The organism is Marinobacter sp. M1C (genome assembly GCF_023314135.1).
Lineage (GTDB): Bacteria > Pseudomonadota > Gammaproteobacteria > Pseudomonadales > Oleiphilaceae > Marinobacter.
In genome coordinates, this window is sequence record NZ_CP092289.1 from 680,959 (window position 1) to 699,430 (window position 18,472).

An 18,472-nucleotide genomic window follows, 5' to 3' on the forward strand; every position below is an offset into this window, starting at 1 on the left:
TGATAACTAACCTTAGCTGCGCTGTCGGGCCGATTCAATCCGAAAAAAGTGCAGCATCATCTGGAGTGTCTGTGGCAGATCGTGTGTTTATTGAGGGCCTGGAGGTCGAAACCGTTGTAGGAGTATACGACTGGGAGCGGGACATTACCCAGCGCCTGGTGGTAGATCTGGACATGGACTGGGACAACCGCGTGCCTGGCGCGTCTGATGACGTCAAGGACGCGCTGGACTACGCGGCGGTTAGCGACTGCGTTATTCGCTGTCTGCAGGCGTTGCAACCGAAGTTGCTGGAGCACGCCGCAGAGGTACTAGCGGCCGAGTTGCAACGGACGTTTGGTATCGAGTTTTTGCGGCTGAGCATTCGCAAGCCCGGCGCCGTACCGGCAGCCTCTGCGGTAGGCGTCAGCATCGAGCGTGGGCGCCGCCTGTGAGCACTCCGGTGCTGGTGGGTATCGGTAGCAACCAAAATCGCGAAGCCTGTTTGCAGGCCGCGTTAGATGCCTTGGCCGACTGGTTTGGTGAGCTGGCTTTGTCGCCGGTGTATGAAAGCCCGGCGGTGGGTTTTGACGGTTCCCCGTTTTTGAATATGGTTGCGGGATTCAATACCGCCATGCCGCTGGCCGAGTTGTCGCGCCGCTTTAAGAAGTTAGAGGCCGACCATGGCCGGGTTCGGGGCAGCGCCCGCTTCGCCGCGCGAACGCTGGATATCGACATTCTGACTTACGGTGAAAAGGTTGGCGTGTTTTGCGGTGTGGAATTACCACGTGCCGAAATATTGGTGAACGCGTTTGTGCTTAAGCCTTTAGCGGATGTGGCCGGGTCGCGTTTGCACCCCCAGTGCGGACAAAGCTATCAGGATTTATGGCAGTTACACCGCGCTGGCCCACCTTTGCATAAGGTCAACTTCAGCTGGCGCGGCGGTATAATTTCAAGCGCCGTTGGCGGCGCGGAAACGAGCGATCAAGGCATCGGTTGAGCTGTCGCTGTTACCCGCGTTTGCCGGTGCCGGCTGGCCCATCAGGCGCGGCAGAATGTTTTTTCCCAGCTGCTTGCCCAGCTCTACCCCCCACTGATCGAACGAGTCCAGATCCCAGATAACACCCTGTACAAAGGTACGATGTTCGTACAAAGCGATCATCGCGCCCAGTGTATAAGGCGTAAGCTGCTGCATCACCAGAGTGTTGCTGGGTTGGTTTCCAGGTACCACTTTGTGCGAGGCCAGGCGGTTGACGTCTTGCGCTGACAGGCCTTCGGCAATCAATTCGCGCCGGGCTTGTTCCAGAGTTTTTCCGGCCATCATGGCCTGGGACTGGCTCAGGCAGTTGGCGAACAGATCGGCGTGATGATTCGCAATGGGGTTGTGGCTGACCAGCGGAATAATGAAGTCTGCCGGAATCAGCCGGGTACCCTGGTGAATCAGCTGGTGGTAGGCGTGCTGTCCGTTGGCGCCGAGCCCGCCCCAGATGATCGGGCCGGTATGGTAGGTGACCGCAACGCCCGCGCGAGTCACGCGTTTGCCGTTGCTTTCCATATCCAACTGCTGAAGGTGATCTGGCAGGCTGCGTAAATATTGGTCATAGGGCAAAATGGCGTGGCTGCAGGCGCCCCAGAGATTGCTGTACCAGATACCCAGCATGGCCATCACCACAGGCATATTCTGCGCTAATGGCGCTTGCATGAAGTGTTCGTCCATGGTTTGGGCACCCGCCAGCAATTGGCGAAAATTGTCCATGCCTATGCTCAGGGCAACCGGTAAACCAATGGCCGACCAGAGCGAATAGCGCCCGCCAACCCAGTCCCACATCGGGAACAGGCTGTCTGCGTCGATACCGAAGGCTTGAGCGGCGTCGACGTTAGCAGATACTGCCGCAAAGTGGCACGCAACGGCGTCTGTTTGCGGGCAATGCTGAACCAGCCAGTCGCGGGCTACTTTGGCATTTTCCAGGGTTTCGGGGGTTTTGAAGGATTTTGACTGCACCAGAAACAGCGTGGTGTGCGGGCGTACCTGGCGCAAAATCTCGCAGATTTCAGTGCCGTCGATATTGGCTGCGTAGTGGCACCGCATCCCGCCGTGGTGATAAGGCGTTAGCGCCTCTGTCGCCAACTTTGGTCCCAGAAAAGAGCCACCAATGCCAATGCTGACCACGTCGGTAAAACGCTCGCCCGTGCAACCGCGGCGTTCACCGCCGGTAACAGCGTTAACAAACTGCTGCATTTGTTCCAGCGTGGCGTGAACTTCCTCCATCACGTTCTTGCCGTTCACTTGAATAGTCTGATCTGCACTTGCTCGCAGGGCGGTATGAAGCGCGGGCCTATTTTCAGTGTTGTTCACCGGCTCGCCGGCAAACAGCGCCTGGCGGCGGGCGGCCAGTTGGCACTCTTCGGCCAGGGCCATCAGATCGGCGAGGACGCCATCATCAAGCCGGTTTTTGGAGAAATCCAGGGTCAGGCCAGCCGCTTCAAGCAAATAGCGTGATGCCCGCTGGCTGTCCTCGGCGAACAGCTGTGCCATGGGCTTCGTGGTTAGCCGCTGTTGATGGTGCAACAGTGCTTGCCAGGCTTTTGTGGCGGCTGGTGTTGATGCATGGCCTTGCATGATGGCGTCCTTCGCAAAATGGCCGGCGCTTGGGTCGCCGGGCACAGAGTCTTCCGTAACAGGGCGGAGCCGGTCAGCGGACCAGTGAAATATTGTCAATGAGCCGGGTAGTGCCCAGAAACACTGCGGCCAGAATGGCGAGCTCGCGATCATCGACGGTTGCTGGCTTCAGGGTCTGGCTGTTAACAATATTAACGTAGTCGGGTCGTAAACCCGCATTCAGCAGTTCTGTTTTCGCGTGTTCAGACAGGCGTGCAAAGTGGGTGTCACCCGTTTGCAGGTCTTTCGCAATGGTCTGAAGAATCTTGTGTAGAGCCGGCGCAAGTGCCCGGTCTTCAATGCTGAGATAGCCATTGCGGGAACTTTTTGCCAGGCCATCGCCGTCGCGCACGATGGCGCCGCCAATAATTTCGACCGGCAGCATCAGGTCGCGCACCAGCTTGCGAATAATCGTTAACTGCTGCAGGTCTTTTTCGCCAAACAGAGCAAAATCCGGTTGCACCATATTTAGCAGCATAGTGACAACGGTGGCCACGCCGTCAAAGTGGCCAGGCCGGCTGGCACCGCAGTGGCCGTCGCTGACATCAGGCACCACCACTTTGGTCTGATGAGCCAGGCCCGCCGGATAAATGTCCGCAGCGGAAGGCGTAAACAGCAATGTGTTACCGGCTTCCATCAGCAGGTTCTGGTCTTCCATCAGGGTACGAGGGTAACTGTCGAGATCCTCGCTGGCACTAAACTGCATGGGGTTCACAAAGATGCTGGTTATCACGATGTCTGCGGCTTCTGCGGCTTTGCGAACCAGCGACAGGTGGCCTTCGTGCAAGTTGCCCATGGTGGGCACCAGCGCGATGGTTTTGCCCTGCTGACGCCAGCCGCGAACCATAGCGCGCAGCTCTTTAATGGTGTTGACAGTTCTCATGCTTTGAACGTGTGCTCTTCGGCGGGGAATGTGCGCTCGCTAACGGCTTTGGCGTAGGCTGCCAGGGCTTTGGCAACGGAGCCGTTTTCAACCAGAAAGTCTTTCACAAAGCGCGGTTTGCGGCCAGGGGTCATGCCCAGCATGTCGTGTACCACCAGCACCTGGCCGTCGGTGTCGGCGCCTGCGCCAATACCGATCACCGGTGCCTTGACGGCTTTTGCAATGCGTGCAGCCAGGGCGGCGGGCACGCATTCCAACAGAATAACATCGGCGCCGGCGGCTTCCAGTTCGCAGGCGTGTTCAACCATGAGGTCTGCGGCCTTTTCATCTCGCCCTTGCACTTTATAGCCGCCGAACTTGTTGACGAACTGTGGTGTCAGGCCAAGGTGTGCGCATACTGGAACACCGCGTTCGCTGAGCGCCTGAATGGTATCGCGCATCCAGTCAGTGCCTTCCAGTTTGACCATGTGGGCGCCGGCACGCATCAGCTCTGCCGCGTTTTCCAGTGCGGCTTCGGTGGTGCCGTAGCTCATGAATGGCATGTCGGCCATCACCAGCGAGCCGCGATTGCCTTTGGCGACGCAGCTGACGTGGTACACCATTTGATCCATGGTGACGGGCAATGTGCTGTCGTTGCCTTGCAGTACCATGCCGAGCGAGTCGCCAATCAGAATGACGTCTACGCCGGCTTCGCTGACCAGTTGGGCAAAGGTGGCATCGTAGGAGGTCAGCGCGGAAAATGCTTCGCCGCGCTGTTTGTATTCCCGCAGTGTGTTGATGGTAACGGCCATAAATTCCTCGCCTTTGCGATAGTTGGTCTAAATACCGGCTATGCCGGATCTCCACAATTGAATCTGCTGCTGAAACAGTATCGTTCCAACCCTAACACTAGCAAATTTCGGGTGGTTAGGAGTGCCCGTTTGTAGCGACTGGGGGCAGTTTACGTATTTGGTTGTCAGGGCACTGCTGGCGCAGCAAGGCTACTGGGGTGCCGTCGGGCAGGGTCAGCTTCGCGTTTAAGTCCAGCAGGGGTTGCAGGGCAAAGTCTCGTTGCGACAATTGTGCGTGGGGTACCGTCAGACGGTCATCGTTTAGCGTTTGCTGGCCGAACAGCAAGACGTCAAGGTCCAGCGTGCGTGGCCCCCAGTGCTGCAAGCGCTCGCGGCCGTGGGCCTGTTCAATATTCTGCAAATGGTCTAGCAAAACGTGAGGCGCCAGGCCGGTATTCAGCCATGCTGCACCGTTAACATAATCTGGCTGGTCCTGAGGGCCCACCGGTTTGCTGGCATAAAATGGGGATTGCGCAACCAGCGTGGTATTTGGCAAGGCTGCCAGTTCTGCAATGGCGCAACCCAGCTGCGCAGCTGGGTCTGCCAGGTTGCTACCCAGGCCAACAAATACGTCGGTCATCATGAATCCTGAGTTGGCCGCTTAACCGGTTTACGCCGACGCTTGCGAGGTTTGACTTCACCGCTGTCAAGATCTGTAATCATGCGCTCCTGGGCGCGTTCGTCCAGGCGCTGAAACTGTGTCCACCATTGGCCAAGACCGGGTTCAAGCTCGCCGGCGCTCTCACGCACCAATAAAAAATCATAGGCTGCGCGAAAGCGAGGGTGCCCAAGGGTAATCAGAGCACGTTTTCCCTGGCGCCGAGGCAGGCGTATCTGCAGTTCCCAGATTTCCTTCATGGGCCCGGAGAATCGCTTGGGGATAGACGTTGCCTGTACCTGGCGGCCAATCACCTTGGAGATCGCACCGTGCAGAGCCGGTTGTACCGGATCGCCATTGTCTTGGCGTCGGCGCCATTCGGCTTGCAGCGCAGGCCACAACATGGCGGCGAACAGGAAATACGGGGTAACGGATTTGCCTTGCGCTATGCGTGCGTCGGTGTTGCGCAGGGCTTGGCGAATTAATTCGTCGGGCTCGCCGGCTGCTAGCGCGCTGGCGGTGTCGGGAAATAGCGGTGCCAGCAAGTCGTAGTGGCGCAGTTTGTCAAAGGTTGCTTCGCCATAACCGGCGGAAAACAGCTTTAGCACCTCGTCAAACAGCCGCGCCGCGGGAATGTGAGTGAGTAGTTGTGCTAGCTCGGGAATGGGGGCCTCGGTGGCCGGCTCGATGGCAAAATCGAGTTTGGCGGCGAAGCGAATGGCACGCAGCATGCGTACAGGGTCTTCCCGGTAACGGGTTTCCGGGTCACCAATCAACCGCATCTGACGGTTGTTCAGGTCATCAATGCCGTTAGCGAAGTCAATCACGCTGAAATCGCGGATGCAGTAGTAAAGGGCATTGATAGTGAAATCCCGGCGCAGCGCATCTTCTTCGAGATTGCCGTAGACGTTGTCGCGCAGCAGCTGCCCGTGTTCGCTGGTTTTGCGATCGTCATCGTCGTCGTCGGCGGGGTTGGCATTGCCGCGGAAGGTTGTTACTTCAATGACTTCACGGCCGAAGACCACGTGCACAATGCGAAACCGGCGCCCTATCAGGCGCGAGTTGCGAAACAGTTCGTGCACTTCTTCCGGCGTTGCATCGGTCGCAATGTCGAAATCTTTGGGTTGGCCACTGAGCAGTATGTCGCGCACGCCACCACCTACAAGGTAGGCTTCATAGCCAGCTTTGTTGAGGCGATGCAAAACTTTTTTGGCGGGCTCACTGATGGCCGTGCGGGAAACACTGTGCTGGTCCCGTGAAATATCCCTTCGCTGATAGCCGAGAGGTTTTTTCCGGGAGCTGCCGGGTATGAACGAGCGCAGTTTGTCGACGAGTCTTTTAGGCATTGAAATCCGTTGCGGCCATAGCGGCGATGAGCAAAAACCATGAGTTTAACGGTTTGCGCCGCTTTTGCACATGTTTGCTGCGGATTGCTATGGTTTGCCTGTACCCAGGCATTCACCTGGGCCCATAAATTAAAGGGCGGATCCGCTTACACGAACCCGCCCACTAAAAATCTGACGATCTAAATTATTTTTATTATTGCCGGGATTTTTCTTACTTTTTGTGTCCCACCGTAAGCCCCAATATCAGGGTATTTCAAACAAACAGAAAGCTTTGAATACTTAGAGCGATCAAAAGCATTGTTCAAGCCTTGCGTATTGGCAGCGCCGCCTTGTTGACGATTCTTATCTGCCTCAACAACCTTCACAAGCTAAGGGACCGCTAAAAAGCCAGGCATCCAAAACACTCGATTCGCTCGCGCTCTATTTTTATTTTTGTTACTGAGCGCTTCTCGCAGCTATTTTTTTATTCTTGTTGGCACGCTGCGCTGTCACATCTTGTTTTTGTTGTTGTGCCCTAGATACATAGCAGTCACCGTGCCAGTTTTATAAAAGTTATCATAAACAATCGCTTGGCGTTTTCGTGAAGGTAGGTGTTACCCCGTATTTGGGGAAAGTGTTACCGGCAGGTCATAAATGGCGGGGAAAGTGTTACCAAGGGAAACAGTTGGTAACACAAGTAAGAGCAGTCGGCAGCGACTAATGCGAGTTGCCGGACGTTTTTTTGCGCGGGATGCCAAGGCGCTGGCGCCTTTCCCATAAAGACTTACGACTGATACCCAGCTTTTGGGCCAATTCGGTTTCACTCATTCGGTCCTGATTCTCCAGTACGAAGTGCTGAAAGTAGTCTTCCAGCGATAAATCGCCCTGGATGTCTGCACCTTGGGCTTGCTCGTTATCACCAGCCACCAGGGTTTCAGGGATGTACTCACTGTCGCCGTCGCCGTTCAGATCCAGCAGTGCGGGGGTAATCAGTTCCGAGTCACATAAAATAGTGGCCCGTTCAATGGCATTTTCCAGTTCCCTCACGTTCCCCGGCCAGCGATGCCGCTCTATAGTGTGCACGGCGTCAGCGCTGAACTGCAAATCGGGTTTGCCCATTTTGGCACCTTGGCGCTTTAAAAAGCGCCGCGCCAGTATCAGAATATCTCCCTGGCGATCGCGCAGAGGGGGGATGCGCACCTGCATTACGTTCAGGCGATAGAACAAATCCTCACGGAATTCGCCGGTGCGGGTCATCGCTTTCAAATTGCGGTGGGTGGCTGCCAGCATGCGCACGCTTACTTTGATGCTTTGGGTAGACCCCACCTTACGGATTTCACCTTCTTGCAGAACCCGCAGTAGTCGGGCCTGAGCTTCGGCAGGCAATTCGCCTATTTCGTCCAGAAACAGACTGCCGCCGTTGGCTGCCTCAATCAGCCCGGTACGGGCGCTGACTGCACCGGTGAACGCGCCTTTTTCGTGGCCGAACAGTTCTGATTCAATCAGGCTTTCGGGAATGGCGGCGCAGTTAACGGAAATCAGTGGGGCCGTCGCCCGTGGGCTCAGCAAGTGCAGGGCGCGGGCCGCCAGTTCTTTGCCGGTGCCGGACTCGCCCTGGATAAGCACCGTGGTTTCAGTGGGAGCCACTTTACGAATCAGAGTGAACACCCGCTGCATCGGTTCGCACTGACCAAACATGATGCTGGCCGGGTCTGAGTCGGTTGCTTGAGGTGTTGTTCTAGCAGTCACGGCGCTGCTGTCATCAGCTGCCTTGATCGTGGACTTGCGCGCCAGAATGGCGGCTACCGACGCCAGCATTTCGTCGTGATCAAAAGGCTTGGCGATGTACTCCACGGCACCCAGCTTCATCGAATCAACGGCGGAGCGCAGGCTGGCGTAACTGGTCATAATTAGCACCGGCGTTGCCGGCGCGCGCCGGATCATTTCGGTGCCCGGAGCCCCGGGTAATCGCAGATCGGATATGATCAGATCGAAACTGCCCAAGTCATGTTGTTCGGCTTCCTCCACCGAGCCTGCGTCGGTGACGTCGTAGCCGGCGTGGGTCAGCATCTTGCGGACTGCGGAGCGAATGATGTCTTCATCTTCAACAATCAGGATACGCGGCATATCTGTGCTAGGACCTTTGATTCTGGCTGTAGGCAGCGGGTGTGTCTTCGGGCTCGTATGCAGGCAGCTTCAGACGAATGCAGGTGCCCGGGTTGCGGCTGTCTGCGGCGTTGAGCTGCGCCGGACCCTTCGCCGGACTCTCCGCCTGAATGTTGCCATAGTGCTCTTCAACAATGCTGTAAACCAGTGCAAGACCAAGACCTGTACCTTTATTGGTGGGTTTGGTGGTGTAAAACGGCTCGAAAATGTGATCAAGCTTGTCGGCGGCGATACCGCTTCCCTGATCGATGATTTCGATGATAGCTGAGTAGCCGTCAGCCTTGCCAGTCACCCATACTTCGCCGCCATCTGGCGAGGCGTCACGGGCGTTGGTCAACAGGTTGACAAACACCTGCACCAGCCGCTGCTCATCCCCCAGAATGAGCAGCTCCGGCGGACACGCGTTGAGGTACGAAATGCCCAAGCCTTTGTCGCTCAACGACAATAAATTAATGGACTCCTGCACGCAGCGGCGTATTTGTACCGGTTCGTAACGGTTGGCGGGGGCGTGATTGCCGGTGCGGGCGAAATTCATCAACGACTGCAAAATATTTGAGATGCGCCGGGTTTGCTGCTGAATCTGGTCGGCGGTGTCGAGAACGTCCGGGTTATCGGTTTCCAGTCGCAGATTCTGCGCCAGCGAAGAAATGCCGGTAACCGGGTTGCCGATCTCGTGGGCGACACCGGCAGCCAGCCGGCCCACTGAGGCTAGCCGTTCGCTGTGCATCAGTTCGTCTTCCAGCAAGCGAATCTCGGTTTGGTCTTCCACCATAATAATGCTGCCGCTTTCGGCATGGTCGGGTCCGCTGAGGGCGGCTTTGTGCAAGTTCAGCCAGTGTGGCCGGCCACGCAAGTCCAATCGGTGTTTGTAGCGGTGCACGTCTTCGCCCTGGTTAAAGTCGTTCAGAAGCTGGTGCCAGTGTGGCGGCAAGGTGGCCAGGCGCGCGCCAACCACTTCGTCGGCACTGATGCCGGTCAGGCGTTCCATGGTTTGGTTCCACATCAGGATTTCGCCGTCTTCACCCACTGAACAGGCAGGTATGGGCAGATTTAACAGGGTCTGACGATAATGCCGGCGCAGGTTGTCTAGCTCACCGGCTAACCCGGTGAGCCGGTTCTGATAGTCGCCCAAGGCGCCTTCCACATAGCGAATATCCTGGGCTGCGCGCTGCATGGGTTTGAACCCCAAATGGCGCTTGACCATATCACGGGCGATTTCCGGCCCCATCAGGCCCGACAGATTGGCTTCCACCTGGTCTCGCAGGCGCCTTAGCTGATAAGGACGGTACTCAACTTCGGGTAGTGTCAGTTGTAACAGTGCGCGTTCCACCTCGCGCTGGGCGCCATCTTGTCCCAGAGGTTCGCTGAGCTGGCGTACAAAGTCTGCAGACGATGTGGCCAGCAATTCGCGCCGCTGCGGCCGCGACAAGGCTCCGAGCGAACAGGCCTGAGCGGCGCTGCGTTCTTCACTGTTGCTGGAACTAAGCACAGACACCGCTACGAACATCGCGACGTTGGCGCCCAGGCTGAGGAACATAAACAGGTGCCAGTTACCGGCGTTTGGCACTATCGGGCTGTCCAGCCACAACAGCAGGTTTGCAGCGCCGGAAAAGGGGAGTATCAGGGTGGTCACCCAGATTGCGAGCCCGGTCAGCAGGCCGGCGATCAGGCCGCGGCGATTGCCTTCGGGCCAGAAGATGACTCCCAGGGCGCCGGGTAACAGTTGCAGGGTACCGGTCAGAGAGATTGCACCAAGAATCGACAGCTGCAGATTTTTACCCAGGGTTTCATGAAACATCAGAGCCAGAAACAGGATCAGAGCAATCAGCAGCCGCTTGACCCATTGCAGCCAGCGGTAGATGTCGGCCTGATCTTTGGGCGTTTTCAACGGCAGTACAATGTGGTTCAGGGCCATGCCCGCAAGCGCCAGGGTGCTTACAATCATTAAACCACTGGCGGCAGAGAGGCCTGCAATGTACATCATCAGTGTTAACGCGGGGCTGCCCAAGGCCTGGCCAATACCAATGCTGTAGTAATTGGCCGCGGTGGTTACCCCAAGCTCCTGGCCGCCCCAAAGAATCAGCGGTATCGGCAGGCCCAGTAGCAACAAGTACAAGGGAAGGCCCCAACTGGCTTTGGCCAGCGACGCCGGAGACGGATTCTCGCTAAAAATCATGTGGTACATGTGTGGCAGTACCAGTACCGACGCGAAAGACGTCAGCATAACCGCCCGCCAATTGGCGTCGTCGATAGTCATAGCCATGTCAACGACGGGTGCTTCGTTTTGATCCAGCCAGAGCTGAAGGGTATCGGGGCCGCCGAACACACCAAACAGAACGATGCCGCCTAATAGAAGTAGGGCTAACAGCTTAACCAGTGAGTCAAAGGCGATGGCAACCACTAGCCCGCGGTGGTTGCTGGTGTGGGCGTTGCGGCGGGTGCCAAACAAAATGGCGAATAGCACCACGGTTACGCTGAACAGAGCGCTAATTACGTTAGGCGACACATCGGGGGCAAGAATGCTGGCAGAGCTGGTGACGGCCTGAATTTGCATGCTCAACAGAGCCAGAATGGCTGCGCCAGAACACAGTGTGACCAAAGTGCCCGCCCACTGACTGCGGTAACGATAGGCAAAAAGGTCAGCCAACGAGGTTAACTGATACGCCCGCCCGATACGCATGTAAGGATTCAGCAACACCGGCGCCAACAAAAACGCACCGCTGATTCCCACATAGTAGGCCAGAAAGCCATAACCGGTTTCCGCCGCCGCACCCACCGATGCATACACCGACCAAATGCCGGCGTACACGCCCAGGCTAAGCACGTAAATGAGCGGGTGGCGCACCAGCTTGCGTGGCAGCAAGCCACTCTCTGATACCCAGGCAATGCCGAACAGCAGGCTCAGATACGCAACGCTGACCAGCAGCAGGCCGGCAGCACTAAAATTCATTGGGATCACGCCGCCATTCCAACCATATGCCAATGACAATCAATCCGGCCCAGATCAGATACGGGCTGTACCAGGCATTGCCGGACGACATCCACCAGTCGAGAATATTGGGAGAGAAGACGTAAATCGCCAGGACCAGCAAAAAAACCAGACGATAAATGTACATCTAGAGTAACCGTGCCGCAGTGGATTCATGGCTTTATAACATGATCGCGGCGTTGCTGTCAGAAATGGCGGGCTACCAGTGCTGGGCGGTGGGCACAGGAATCGCGCTGCGCTGCCAATGGGCATGGGCCCAGGCAAGAACGGTGGCGGGTGGTTGCTGGGCCAGCTGCGCTGGCGGTTTTTGGCCTAAAGCGTTCAGCGCGGCCAGTAGATTTGCGCTGGCATTGGCGTCGTCCAGCGCCGGGGCGTGGTTCTGTTTGCTCAGCTTCTGGCCTTGCTGGTTACGTATCACAGGAATGTGCAAAAACTGCGGCACGACGGCACCCAGCGCCTGAAACATCTGATGCTGAGCTGCGGTCATGGTGCGCAGGTCTGAACCGCGCACTACGTGGCTGATGGCTTGATCGATATCATCGACCACTACTGCCAATTGATAAGCGTAGAAGCCTTCTTTACGCAGTATCACCGGGTCATCTGTTTCTGCCTTCAGGCTCTGTTGCTGTTCACCCAGCAGCTGGTCAGTCCAGCGGAAGCGTTGGCTGCGCAAAGCAAAGCGCAGGGCGAAGTCGCCGGGCGGCCAAGGGTGTTCGTTGGGTACGCTTGGGTTGAAGGAATGGTTACGGCAATGGTTGGGGTGTTGACCCTGGTTCGCCTTCAGCTGTTTGCGAGAGCAGCGGCAAAAATAGGCGTACCCGGTTTTCATCAGGGTTTCAGCAACGGCGCGGTAAGCGCTATGGCGTTGGGATTGGTAGCGCACAGGTTCATCGCCAATCAGGCCGTGGGCGCTCAGGCTGTGGAGTATTCGGGGTGTCGCATCTACCGGTTGGCGTAATGGGTCCAGATCTTCAATGCGCACCAGCCATTGGCCCTGGTGGTGCTTTGCCTCCAGATAGCTGGCCAACGCGCTCACCAGTGAGCCGAAGTGCAGAGGGCCGGTGGGCGACGGAGCAAAGCGGCCGCGGTAGGAAACGTTAGGCGTCATGGCAAATTACGCCGGTGCACTAGCAGTCGGCGCGGTTTTGACAGGTTGATAGACAGGTCAGATGCCGGTCTGGCGCTCGCGGATTTCCGCCAGGGTTTTGCAATCAATGCACAGTGTGGCCGTGGGCCGGGCTTCAAGCCGGCGGGCGCCTATTTCTACACCGCACTGGTCGCAGAAGCCGTAATCGTCTTTGTCGATGCGACCAACGGTTTTGTCGATCTTCTTGATCAGTTTGCGCTCGCGGTCACGGGTGCGCAGTTCCAGGCTGAACTCTTCCTCTTGGGTAGCTCTGTCGCTGGGGTCTGCGTAGTTGGCAGCATCTTCCTGCATGTGATGCATGGTGCGATCCACTTCTTCCATCAGCTCTTGCTTCCACTTCAGTAGCAGGCCTTTGAAGTGTTCAAGCATGTCCGCGCTCATGTATTCTTCACCCTTTTTCGTTTCGTAAGGAGTGAAGTTGGTGAAGTTTTCGCTTGAATTGGCTGTTTTATTGGTCATTGAAACCGGCCTCTTGTGAGTACTGCTACAAGAACGCTTTGCTTCCTTTCCCGTCAGCCCCCGTGGCTGTACGGTATAAAACCTGGATTATAAAGCATTCGCCCTGAAACGGGATTTGGCGGAAAATAGCAGATAAGTTGCGGAGGTGCCAGCTTTGCTGCAATACATACGACTAAGAGGTATGCATGAAGTTCGAACAACCGTTACTGGAGGGGCGGCTTATTCGCCGCTACAAACGCTTTTTGGCCGATGTGCGACTGGCCGATGGCAGCGAGGTGACCGCCCATTGCCCGAACACCGGCAGCATGCTGGGCTGTCAACCGGCGGATGGAAGGGTGTGGCTGAGCCGCAGCAATAACCCGGCGCGCAAACTGCCATATACCTGGGAGCTTGTTGAAACGGTTCCTGGCACCCTTGCCTGTATAAATACGGCAAGACCGAACTCCCAGGCCCGCGAGGCGATTGAAGCGGGCTGTATCAGTGAGCTGACTGGATATAGCCATTGCCGCCCGGAAGTAAAATATGGCGAAGAAAAAAGCCGGATTGATCTGTTACTTTCCGGGCATGACTCGAAGCCGAATGCTTGGGTAGAGGTGAAAAACGTAACGCTTGAGGAGAACGGCCAGGGCTTTTTTCCAGACGCCGTGACAATCCGTGGGCAAAAGCACTTGCGAGAGCTTACGGCTCAGGTTGCGCTGGGTGATCGTGCGGTGCTGTTTTTTGTGGTGAATCACACGGCTATCGAAACGGTGCGGCCGGCAGATCACATAGACCGGCATTACGGCCAGCTGCTGCGACAAGCCTGTGATGCAGGTGTAGAGATTATGGCCTACCGGGCAAACCTGGCCAACGATGATGGCAGCCCGTCCGGCGAGATGACTTTAACCGAACCGGTGCCGGTTATTCTTGAAGTCTGACGCCCGGTTCAGCTCTGCAGTCCAGCTTTACTTGCCTGCTTGTCACGTGCCTGTGCTGTATCGCATGCGTGTGCCGTTGTTCAGGGACATCAAAATCTCATTGGCTTGAAGCCGGTCAGGAAAGAAGCTGCCGGAAATCTTGGCACCCGCAATACTGGCGCCTTCCAGGTTTGAGTGACTGAAATCTATACCCCTCAGGTCCGCGCCTCGAAAATAGGCGTGGCTCATGTCGAGCCCTTTGGCATCCATGCCACGCAAGTCCAGCCCTCTGAAATCCCCATGAGAAAAACTGGGTAGGTCGCTCCGGACTGATTTTTTGGCATTGAAGGCGCTAATATCCTCCGTGCGAAGCGTTTCGTAGAGCGGGTCTTTAATATGATGCACGGCGTCGGTTTGCATGATGTTTCCTTGTAGCGTTCTGTTCCGGTTCTATAACGAGCATCGTTCATCCAATCCGTTTTGGCTCTGGTAGCTCCAGGAACTTACCTGGGGGGAAGGCCGAAATGCTGTCGAATTCGGTCTGCAACGGCTTCTGCCACATGTTCCTGATCGGTACGAAGATGGGCAGTATAGATTTTTTCTTCAGCTGTCAGGGGTTCAAACCAGTCTTTCTGGGCATCCAGCAATTCTTCTGTGGCTTCCGATGCGTCGCCTTTGCGCTTGCGTACCCATTCTTTTCGCAGCTCCTCTGGTGCTTCGCAGTGAATCAGCGCAAAGGGCACTCCCTGGTTTTCCGCAACAGCGGCAAACAGCGCGCGTTCCTGTTCTTTCAGACAGGCCGTGTCGGCTATAACCGGGAAGCCCGCAGCAAGCAGGTTACTGGCAAGTTTCGCCAAGCGGTCATAGGTTTTTGTGTTGGCGTCGGCGGAGTACAGGTTGCCCCCGGTAGGCGACTGACTGCCGTCCAGCGGCGCCAATCCATGTAGACGTTTACGTTCAACGTCCGATCGCAGCCGAATAAGGCCCAGTTCGCCCGCCAAAGCGGCGCTGACACGGGTTTTGCCGCTTGCGGATAAGCCAACTGTGGCAATAAAGTAGCGGTTTGGGATGCTGCTGTAATCTTCTGCAAGCTGAGCGTAGGCGTTATAACGCTGCATCAGCTCTTCTTTTTCACTGTCGCCCAAGGATGGATTGCCCATGGTGAACAGCGCAATCTTCGCTCGCACTACTGCCCGGTAAGCTTTGTAAAGCGGCAGCAGAGGCAGCGCATCAAAATCGTCGCGATATTCCAGGTAGGTGTTCAGCACCAAGTTGGCTTTGGCGGTTTCGCCCCGGGATTCCAGATCCATCAGCAAGAATGCCAGATCGTTAATAACATCAATCCAGCGGAACGGCTCGTTGAATTCGATGCAGTCAAACACCGTTACCTGATCGTTATATAGAGTGATGTTCGCCAGATGCAGATCGCCATGGCATTCACGCACCAGGCCTTGTTGGTGGCGTGCAGCAATCAGTGGCTGATGGCATTCGAATGTGGTGCGGGTCCAGATTTCCAAATTGTCCAGCTGTGCAAGTTGGCCGGCATCGCTCAGCAGCGGTCGAATCTGGTCGAAATTCTCCTGCATGGCGGCGTAGACCGCGTCGGGCGAACCCAGCGGGCTTGCGGGGTCAACCGGCGGCAGGCTGTGGTGAAACTCGGCTGCTTGTCGCGCCAGTGTTACCAGACGGCCCGGCTCCAGTTCGCCCCGTTCCTGCTGGCGATCGAACAAATCATCCTGGCGGAACTGGCGCATTTTCAGAACGTACTCAAAGGCTTCCCCGCTGCCACCCAGCACCGGATTCTGTGGCGTGCCGGTAATAGGGAGAACTTGCAGATACAAAGGCGCTGCCAGGCGCCGGTTCAGCCGCAGTTCTTCTTCACAGAAATGCTTGCGCCGCGGCAAGGTCGAAAAGTCGAGGAAGCCAAAATCCATCGGTTTTTTGATTTTGTAGGCAAACTCACCGGTCAGAAGAACCTGGGAAATGTGAGTTTCGATAACCTGAAACTGGTGAACCGGATGGTCGTACAAAGCCGGATTTTGTAAAGCTTGAACCAGTGTGTTCGGAGGCGAGTCGCTCAAAGTGTTTTCCTCGTGTTGCTTGAACCCATTAATTGTCAATGTGACATCATAATGGCTAGATTACGGAAATAACACACAACTGACCTGCTCGGAAGCTTTGAGCTTTCGTTATACTGCCGCCATGAAAAATACCGATAAGACCCGCAAGCCCGGTCGCAAAAAACCGGCTCCCCGTAAAAAGCCCGCCGCCGCACAGTCTCGCAGCAAGGGTTTCTGGCGTATTTTACTGCGTCTGGCACTTCTTGGCCTGGTATTGCTGGCGGGCTGGATGGTGTATCTGGATGCGTTGGTCACATCGCGCTTTGAGGGCCGTCGCTTCGAGGTGCCATCGCGGGTTTACGCCCGGCCGCTGGAACTTTACAGCGGTGCGCCGGTAAGTGCCGCTGCGCTGGAGCAGGAATTGGCATTGGCGGGTTTTCACAAAGGCGATGGTTCGCGCTCGGGCAGTTATCAGCGCAGCGGTGGGCGCTTTCTGATCAGCAGTCGCGGCTTTGATTTCCCCGATGGCAAGGAGCCGCGGCGGCATCTGGCGCTGAGTATAGCGGGTGATCAGGTGCAGAACTTAAAGGTTGTCAAAGGTCCGGATAGCGCGATTGTGCGCCTGGAACCGGCGCAGATTGGTGGTATTTATCCGGCGCATCAGGAAGACCGAATTTTAGTGCAGCTGGATAAATTGCCAGAGTTGCTGCCGGCTGCGCTGATGGCGGTTGAAGACCGTCGTTTTTATGACCACCACGGTATTGCGCCGCTGTCGATTGCCCGCGCCATGCTGGCGAACATTCGCGCTGGTGGCATTGTTCAGGGTGGCAGCACGCTCACCCAGCAGCTGGTGAAAAACTTTTTCCTGACCCGTGAGCAAACCCTGCTGCGCAAGGGTAACGAGGCGTTGATGTCGATTCTGCTGGAACTGCATTACAGCAAGAGCGACATTCTGGAGACCTATCTTAACGAAGTGTATCTGGGCCAGGCGGGCACACGCAGCATTCACGGTTTTGGTCTGGCCAGCCGGTTCTATTTTGCCGAGGCATTAGAGGACTTGCTGCCCCACCAATTGGCGCTGCTGGTTGGCATGGTCAAGGGCCCCAGTTATTACAACCCTCGTCGCCATCCGCAACGTGCCACAGCAAGGCGCAACCTGGTGCTGGACCAAATGCAGCAAGCAGGCCTTTTGGGTGAATCTGACGCGCAGCGCGCCCGGTCTTTGCCTTTGGGCGTAAGTGACAAGGCTTCTTTTTCGCAGAATCGCTACCCGGCCTATATCGATCTGGTTCGCCGCCACCTGGCACGGGATTACAAAGAGGAAGACCTGCGCAGCGAAGGCCTGCGAATTTTTACCACTCTTAACCCCGCTATGCAGATGGCTGCGGAGAAAGCGGTAACGGAGACGCTGCCGCGGCTGGGCGACGAAGCGCTGGAGTCGGCGTTGGTGGTGACCGCGAAAGACAGCGGCGAAGTGCTGGCCCTGGTCGGCGGGCGCGACCCGCGTTACGCCGGTTTCAACCGGGCACTGGATGCCAGCCGCCAGATTGGTTCATTGGTGAAACCCTTTGTGTACCTGGCCGCCTTGTCGCAGCCCCAGCGTTACACGCTGATTACTCCTCTGCAGGACACACGCTTCACCCTGAAATTTGAGAACGGCACGGTATGGCAACCAAAAAACTACGACGGTCTGGAGCGGGGCGAAGTGCCCTTGCATCAGGCGTTGTCTAAATCCTATAACTTGCCGGTGGTTCGGGTGGGACTGGACATTGGGTTGGCCGAGGTGAAATCCACGCTGCAGGCGTTTGGCACCGACTCGGCTATTTCCGACTATCCGTCTATGCTGTTGGGCGCCGTCGCGATGACGCCGGTGAATGTGGCGCAGATATACCAGGGCCTTGCGACATCAGGGTTTAACACCCCGCTGCGCACCATTCGGGAAGTGACCGACGCGGGTGGTAAACCGCTTAGCCGCTATAGCTTGCAGGTGAACCAGGTGGCGGACCCGGCCGCAGTGCACCTGCTGCAATACGCCATGCAGGAAACCATGCAAGAGGGCACGGGCCGTTCGGCTTATAACACGGTTCCCCGAGCTTTGGCGCTGGCGGGAAAGACAGGCACCACCGATGACGGCCGCGATGCCTGGTTTGCCGGTTTTAGCGGCGACTTGCTAGCGGTCGTCTGGGTAGGGCGGGACGACAACGGCGCTACCCGGCTAACGGGTGCCAGCGGAGCCTTGCCGGTGTGGTCGAATTTTATGGCTCAGGTGCCACAAAACAGTTTCACGCCGGTGGTACCCGATGGAGTGCAATACCATTGGGTAAATGTACAACAACAGGCGTTAACCGATGAACAATGCGAAAATGCGCGCCTGATGCCGTTTATCACCGGCAGTGAGCCACAGCAGAAAATTACGTGTGCTGGCTCTCTGCCACAAAAAATTCGTGGTTGGTTTGAAGGATTGTTTCAATAATGAGAGTACAA

At 56.6% G+C, this 18,472-nt stretch carries 17 protein-coding genes; 4 read left to right on the forward strand and 13 right to left on the reverse strand.

The window, feature by feature from the left end; translation table 11 throughout:
- Positions 1 to 71 precede the first annotated feature (71 nt).
- Complete coding sequence (folB, locus tag MIH19_RS03255; RefSeq protein WP_249007543.1) at positions 72 to 431, forward strand: dihydroneopterin aldolase; 360 nt, start codon at positions 72 to 74, stop codon at positions 429 to 431.
- Positions 428 to 976 (forward strand): 2-amino-4-hydroxy-6-hydroxymethyldihydropteridine diphosphokinase, encoded by a 549-nt coding sequence (folK, locus tag MIH19_RS03260; RefSeq protein WP_249007544.1) that lies wholly within the window; start codon positions 428 to 430, stop codon positions 974 to 976. The genes folB and folK (MIH19_RS03260) overlap by 4 nt, the downstream gene beginning before the upstream one ends.
- On the opposite strand, the gene pgi is transcribed toward folK (MIH19_RS03260), so the two are convergent.
- The 11 genes from pgi to dksA all read right to left on the reverse strand — a co-directional run bounded on the left by pgi (position 929) and on the right by dksA (position 13,032).
- Positions 929 to 2,641 carry a glucose-6-phosphate isomerase gene (gene pgi / locus MIH19_RS03265; protein WP_249007545.1) on the reverse strand — a complete coding sequence of 571 codons (1,713 nt, stop codon included), beginning with the start codon at positions 2,639 to 2,641 and terminating at the stop codon, positions 929 to 931. The genes folK (MIH19_RS03260) and pgi overlap by 48 nt on opposite strands.
- A gap of 28 nt (positions 2,642 to 2,669) precedes the next feature.
- Positions 2,670 to 3,518, reverse strand: coding sequence for a pantoate--beta-alanine ligase (gene panC, locus MIH19_RS03270; RefSeq protein ID WP_249007546.1), 849 nt, complete (start codon positions 3,516 to 3,518; stop codon positions 2,670 to 2,672).
- Positions 3,515 to 4,309, reverse strand: a complete 795-nt coding sequence (panB, locus tag MIH19_RS03275) for a 3-methyl-2-oxobutanoate hydroxymethyltransferase (protein WP_249007547.1) — start codon at positions 4,307 to 4,309, stop codon at positions 3,515 to 3,517. Before panB ends, panC begins: the two co-directional genes overlap by 4 nt.
- 115 nt (positions 4,310 to 4,424) lie before the next feature.
- Positions 4,425 to 4,931: a 2-amino-4-hydroxy-6-hydroxymethyldihydropteridine diphosphokinase gene (folK, locus tag MIH19_RS03280; protein ID WP_249007548.1), complete on the reverse strand. Its 507-nt coding sequence runs from the start codon at positions 4,929 to 4,931 to the stop codon at positions 4,425 to 4,427.
- Positions 4,928 to 6,292, reverse strand: coding sequence for a polynucleotide adenylyltransferase PcnB (gene pcnB / locus MIH19_RS03285; RefSeq protein ID WP_249007549.1), 1,365 nt, complete (start codon positions 6,290 to 6,292; stop codon positions 4,928 to 4,930). The genes folK (MIH19_RS03280) and pcnB overlap by 4 nt, the downstream gene beginning before the upstream one ends.
- 179 nt (positions 6,293 to 6,471) lie before the next feature.
- On the reverse strand, positions 6,472 to 6,657 hold the full coding sequence (locus MIH19_RS03290) for a hypothetical protein (protein WP_249007550.1): 186 nt from the start codon (positions 6,655 to 6,657) through the stop codon (positions 6,472 to 6,474).
- A gap of 331 nt (positions 6,658 to 6,988) precedes the next feature.
- On the reverse strand, positions 6,989 to 8,398 hold the full coding sequence (locus MIH19_RS03295) for a sigma-54 dependent transcriptional regulator (protein ID WP_249007551.1): 1,410 nt from the start codon (positions 8,396 to 8,398) through the stop codon (positions 6,989 to 6,991).
- Between the two features lie 7 nt (positions 8,399 to 8,405).
- The gene (locus MIH19_RS03300; RefSeq protein WP_249007552.1) at positions 8,406 to 11,387 is read right to left on the reverse strand and encodes an ATP-binding protein; all 2,982 of its coding nucleotides are present in this window, start codon (positions 11,385 to 11,387) and stop codon (positions 8,406 to 8,408) included.
- Positions 11,377 to 11,553 carry a hypothetical protein gene (locus MIH19_RS03305; protein ID WP_249007553.1) on the reverse strand — a complete coding sequence of 59 codons (177 nt, stop codon included), beginning with the start codon at positions 11,551 to 11,553 and terminating at the stop codon, positions 11,377 to 11,379. The genes MIH19_RS03300 and MIH19_RS03305 overlap by 11 nt, the downstream gene beginning before the upstream one ends.
- A gap of 72 nt (positions 11,554 to 11,625) precedes the next feature.
- Complete coding sequence (gluQRS, locus tag MIH19_RS03310; RefSeq protein WP_249007554.1) at positions 11,626 to 12,534, reverse strand: tRNA glutamyl-Q(34) synthetase GluQRS; 909 nt, start codon at positions 12,532 to 12,534, stop codon at positions 11,626 to 11,628.
- Between the two features lie 57 nt (positions 12,535 to 12,591).
- Positions 12,592 to 13,032 carry an RNA polymerase-binding protein DksA gene (dksA, locus tag MIH19_RS03315; protein WP_249007555.1) on the reverse strand — a complete coding sequence of 147 codons (441 nt, stop codon included), beginning with the start codon at positions 13,030 to 13,032 and terminating at the stop codon, positions 12,592 to 12,594.
- Between the two features lie 185 nt (positions 13,033 to 13,217).
- Here dksA and sfsA point away from each other — a divergent pair, with 185 nt between their 5' ends.
- A complete protein-coding gene (gene sfsA, locus MIH19_RS03320; protein ID WP_249007556.1) occupies positions 13,218 to 13,949 on the forward strand; it encodes a DNA/RNA nuclease SfsA in 732 nt (243 codons plus the stop codon).
- 42 nt (positions 13,950 to 13,991) lie between these two features.
- On the opposite strand, the gene MIH19_RS03325 is transcribed toward sfsA, so the two are convergent.
- Positions 13,992 to 14,348, reverse strand: a complete 357-nt coding sequence (locus tag MIH19_RS03325) for a pentapeptide repeat-containing protein (protein WP_249007557.1) — start codon at positions 14,346 to 14,348, stop codon at positions 13,992 to 13,994.
- A gap of 83 nt (positions 14,349 to 14,431) precedes the next feature.
- Positions 14,432 to 16,009, reverse strand: a complete 1,578-nt coding sequence (locus tag MIH19_RS03330; protein ID WP_249007558.1) for a bifunctional aminoglycoside phosphotransferase/ATP-binding protein — start codon at positions 16,007 to 16,009, stop codon at positions 14,432 to 14,434.
- Positions 16,010 to 16,130: 121 nt separating this feature from the next.
- Between MIH19_RS03330 and mrcB the strand changes: the two genes are divergently transcribed.
- Positions 16,131 to 18,461: a penicillin-binding protein 1B gene (gene mrcB, locus MIH19_RS03335; protein WP_249007559.1), complete on the forward strand. Its 2,331-nt coding sequence runs from the start codon at positions 16,131 to 16,133 to the stop codon at positions 18,459 to 18,461.
- Positions 18,462 to 18,472: the final 11 nt, after the last annotated feature.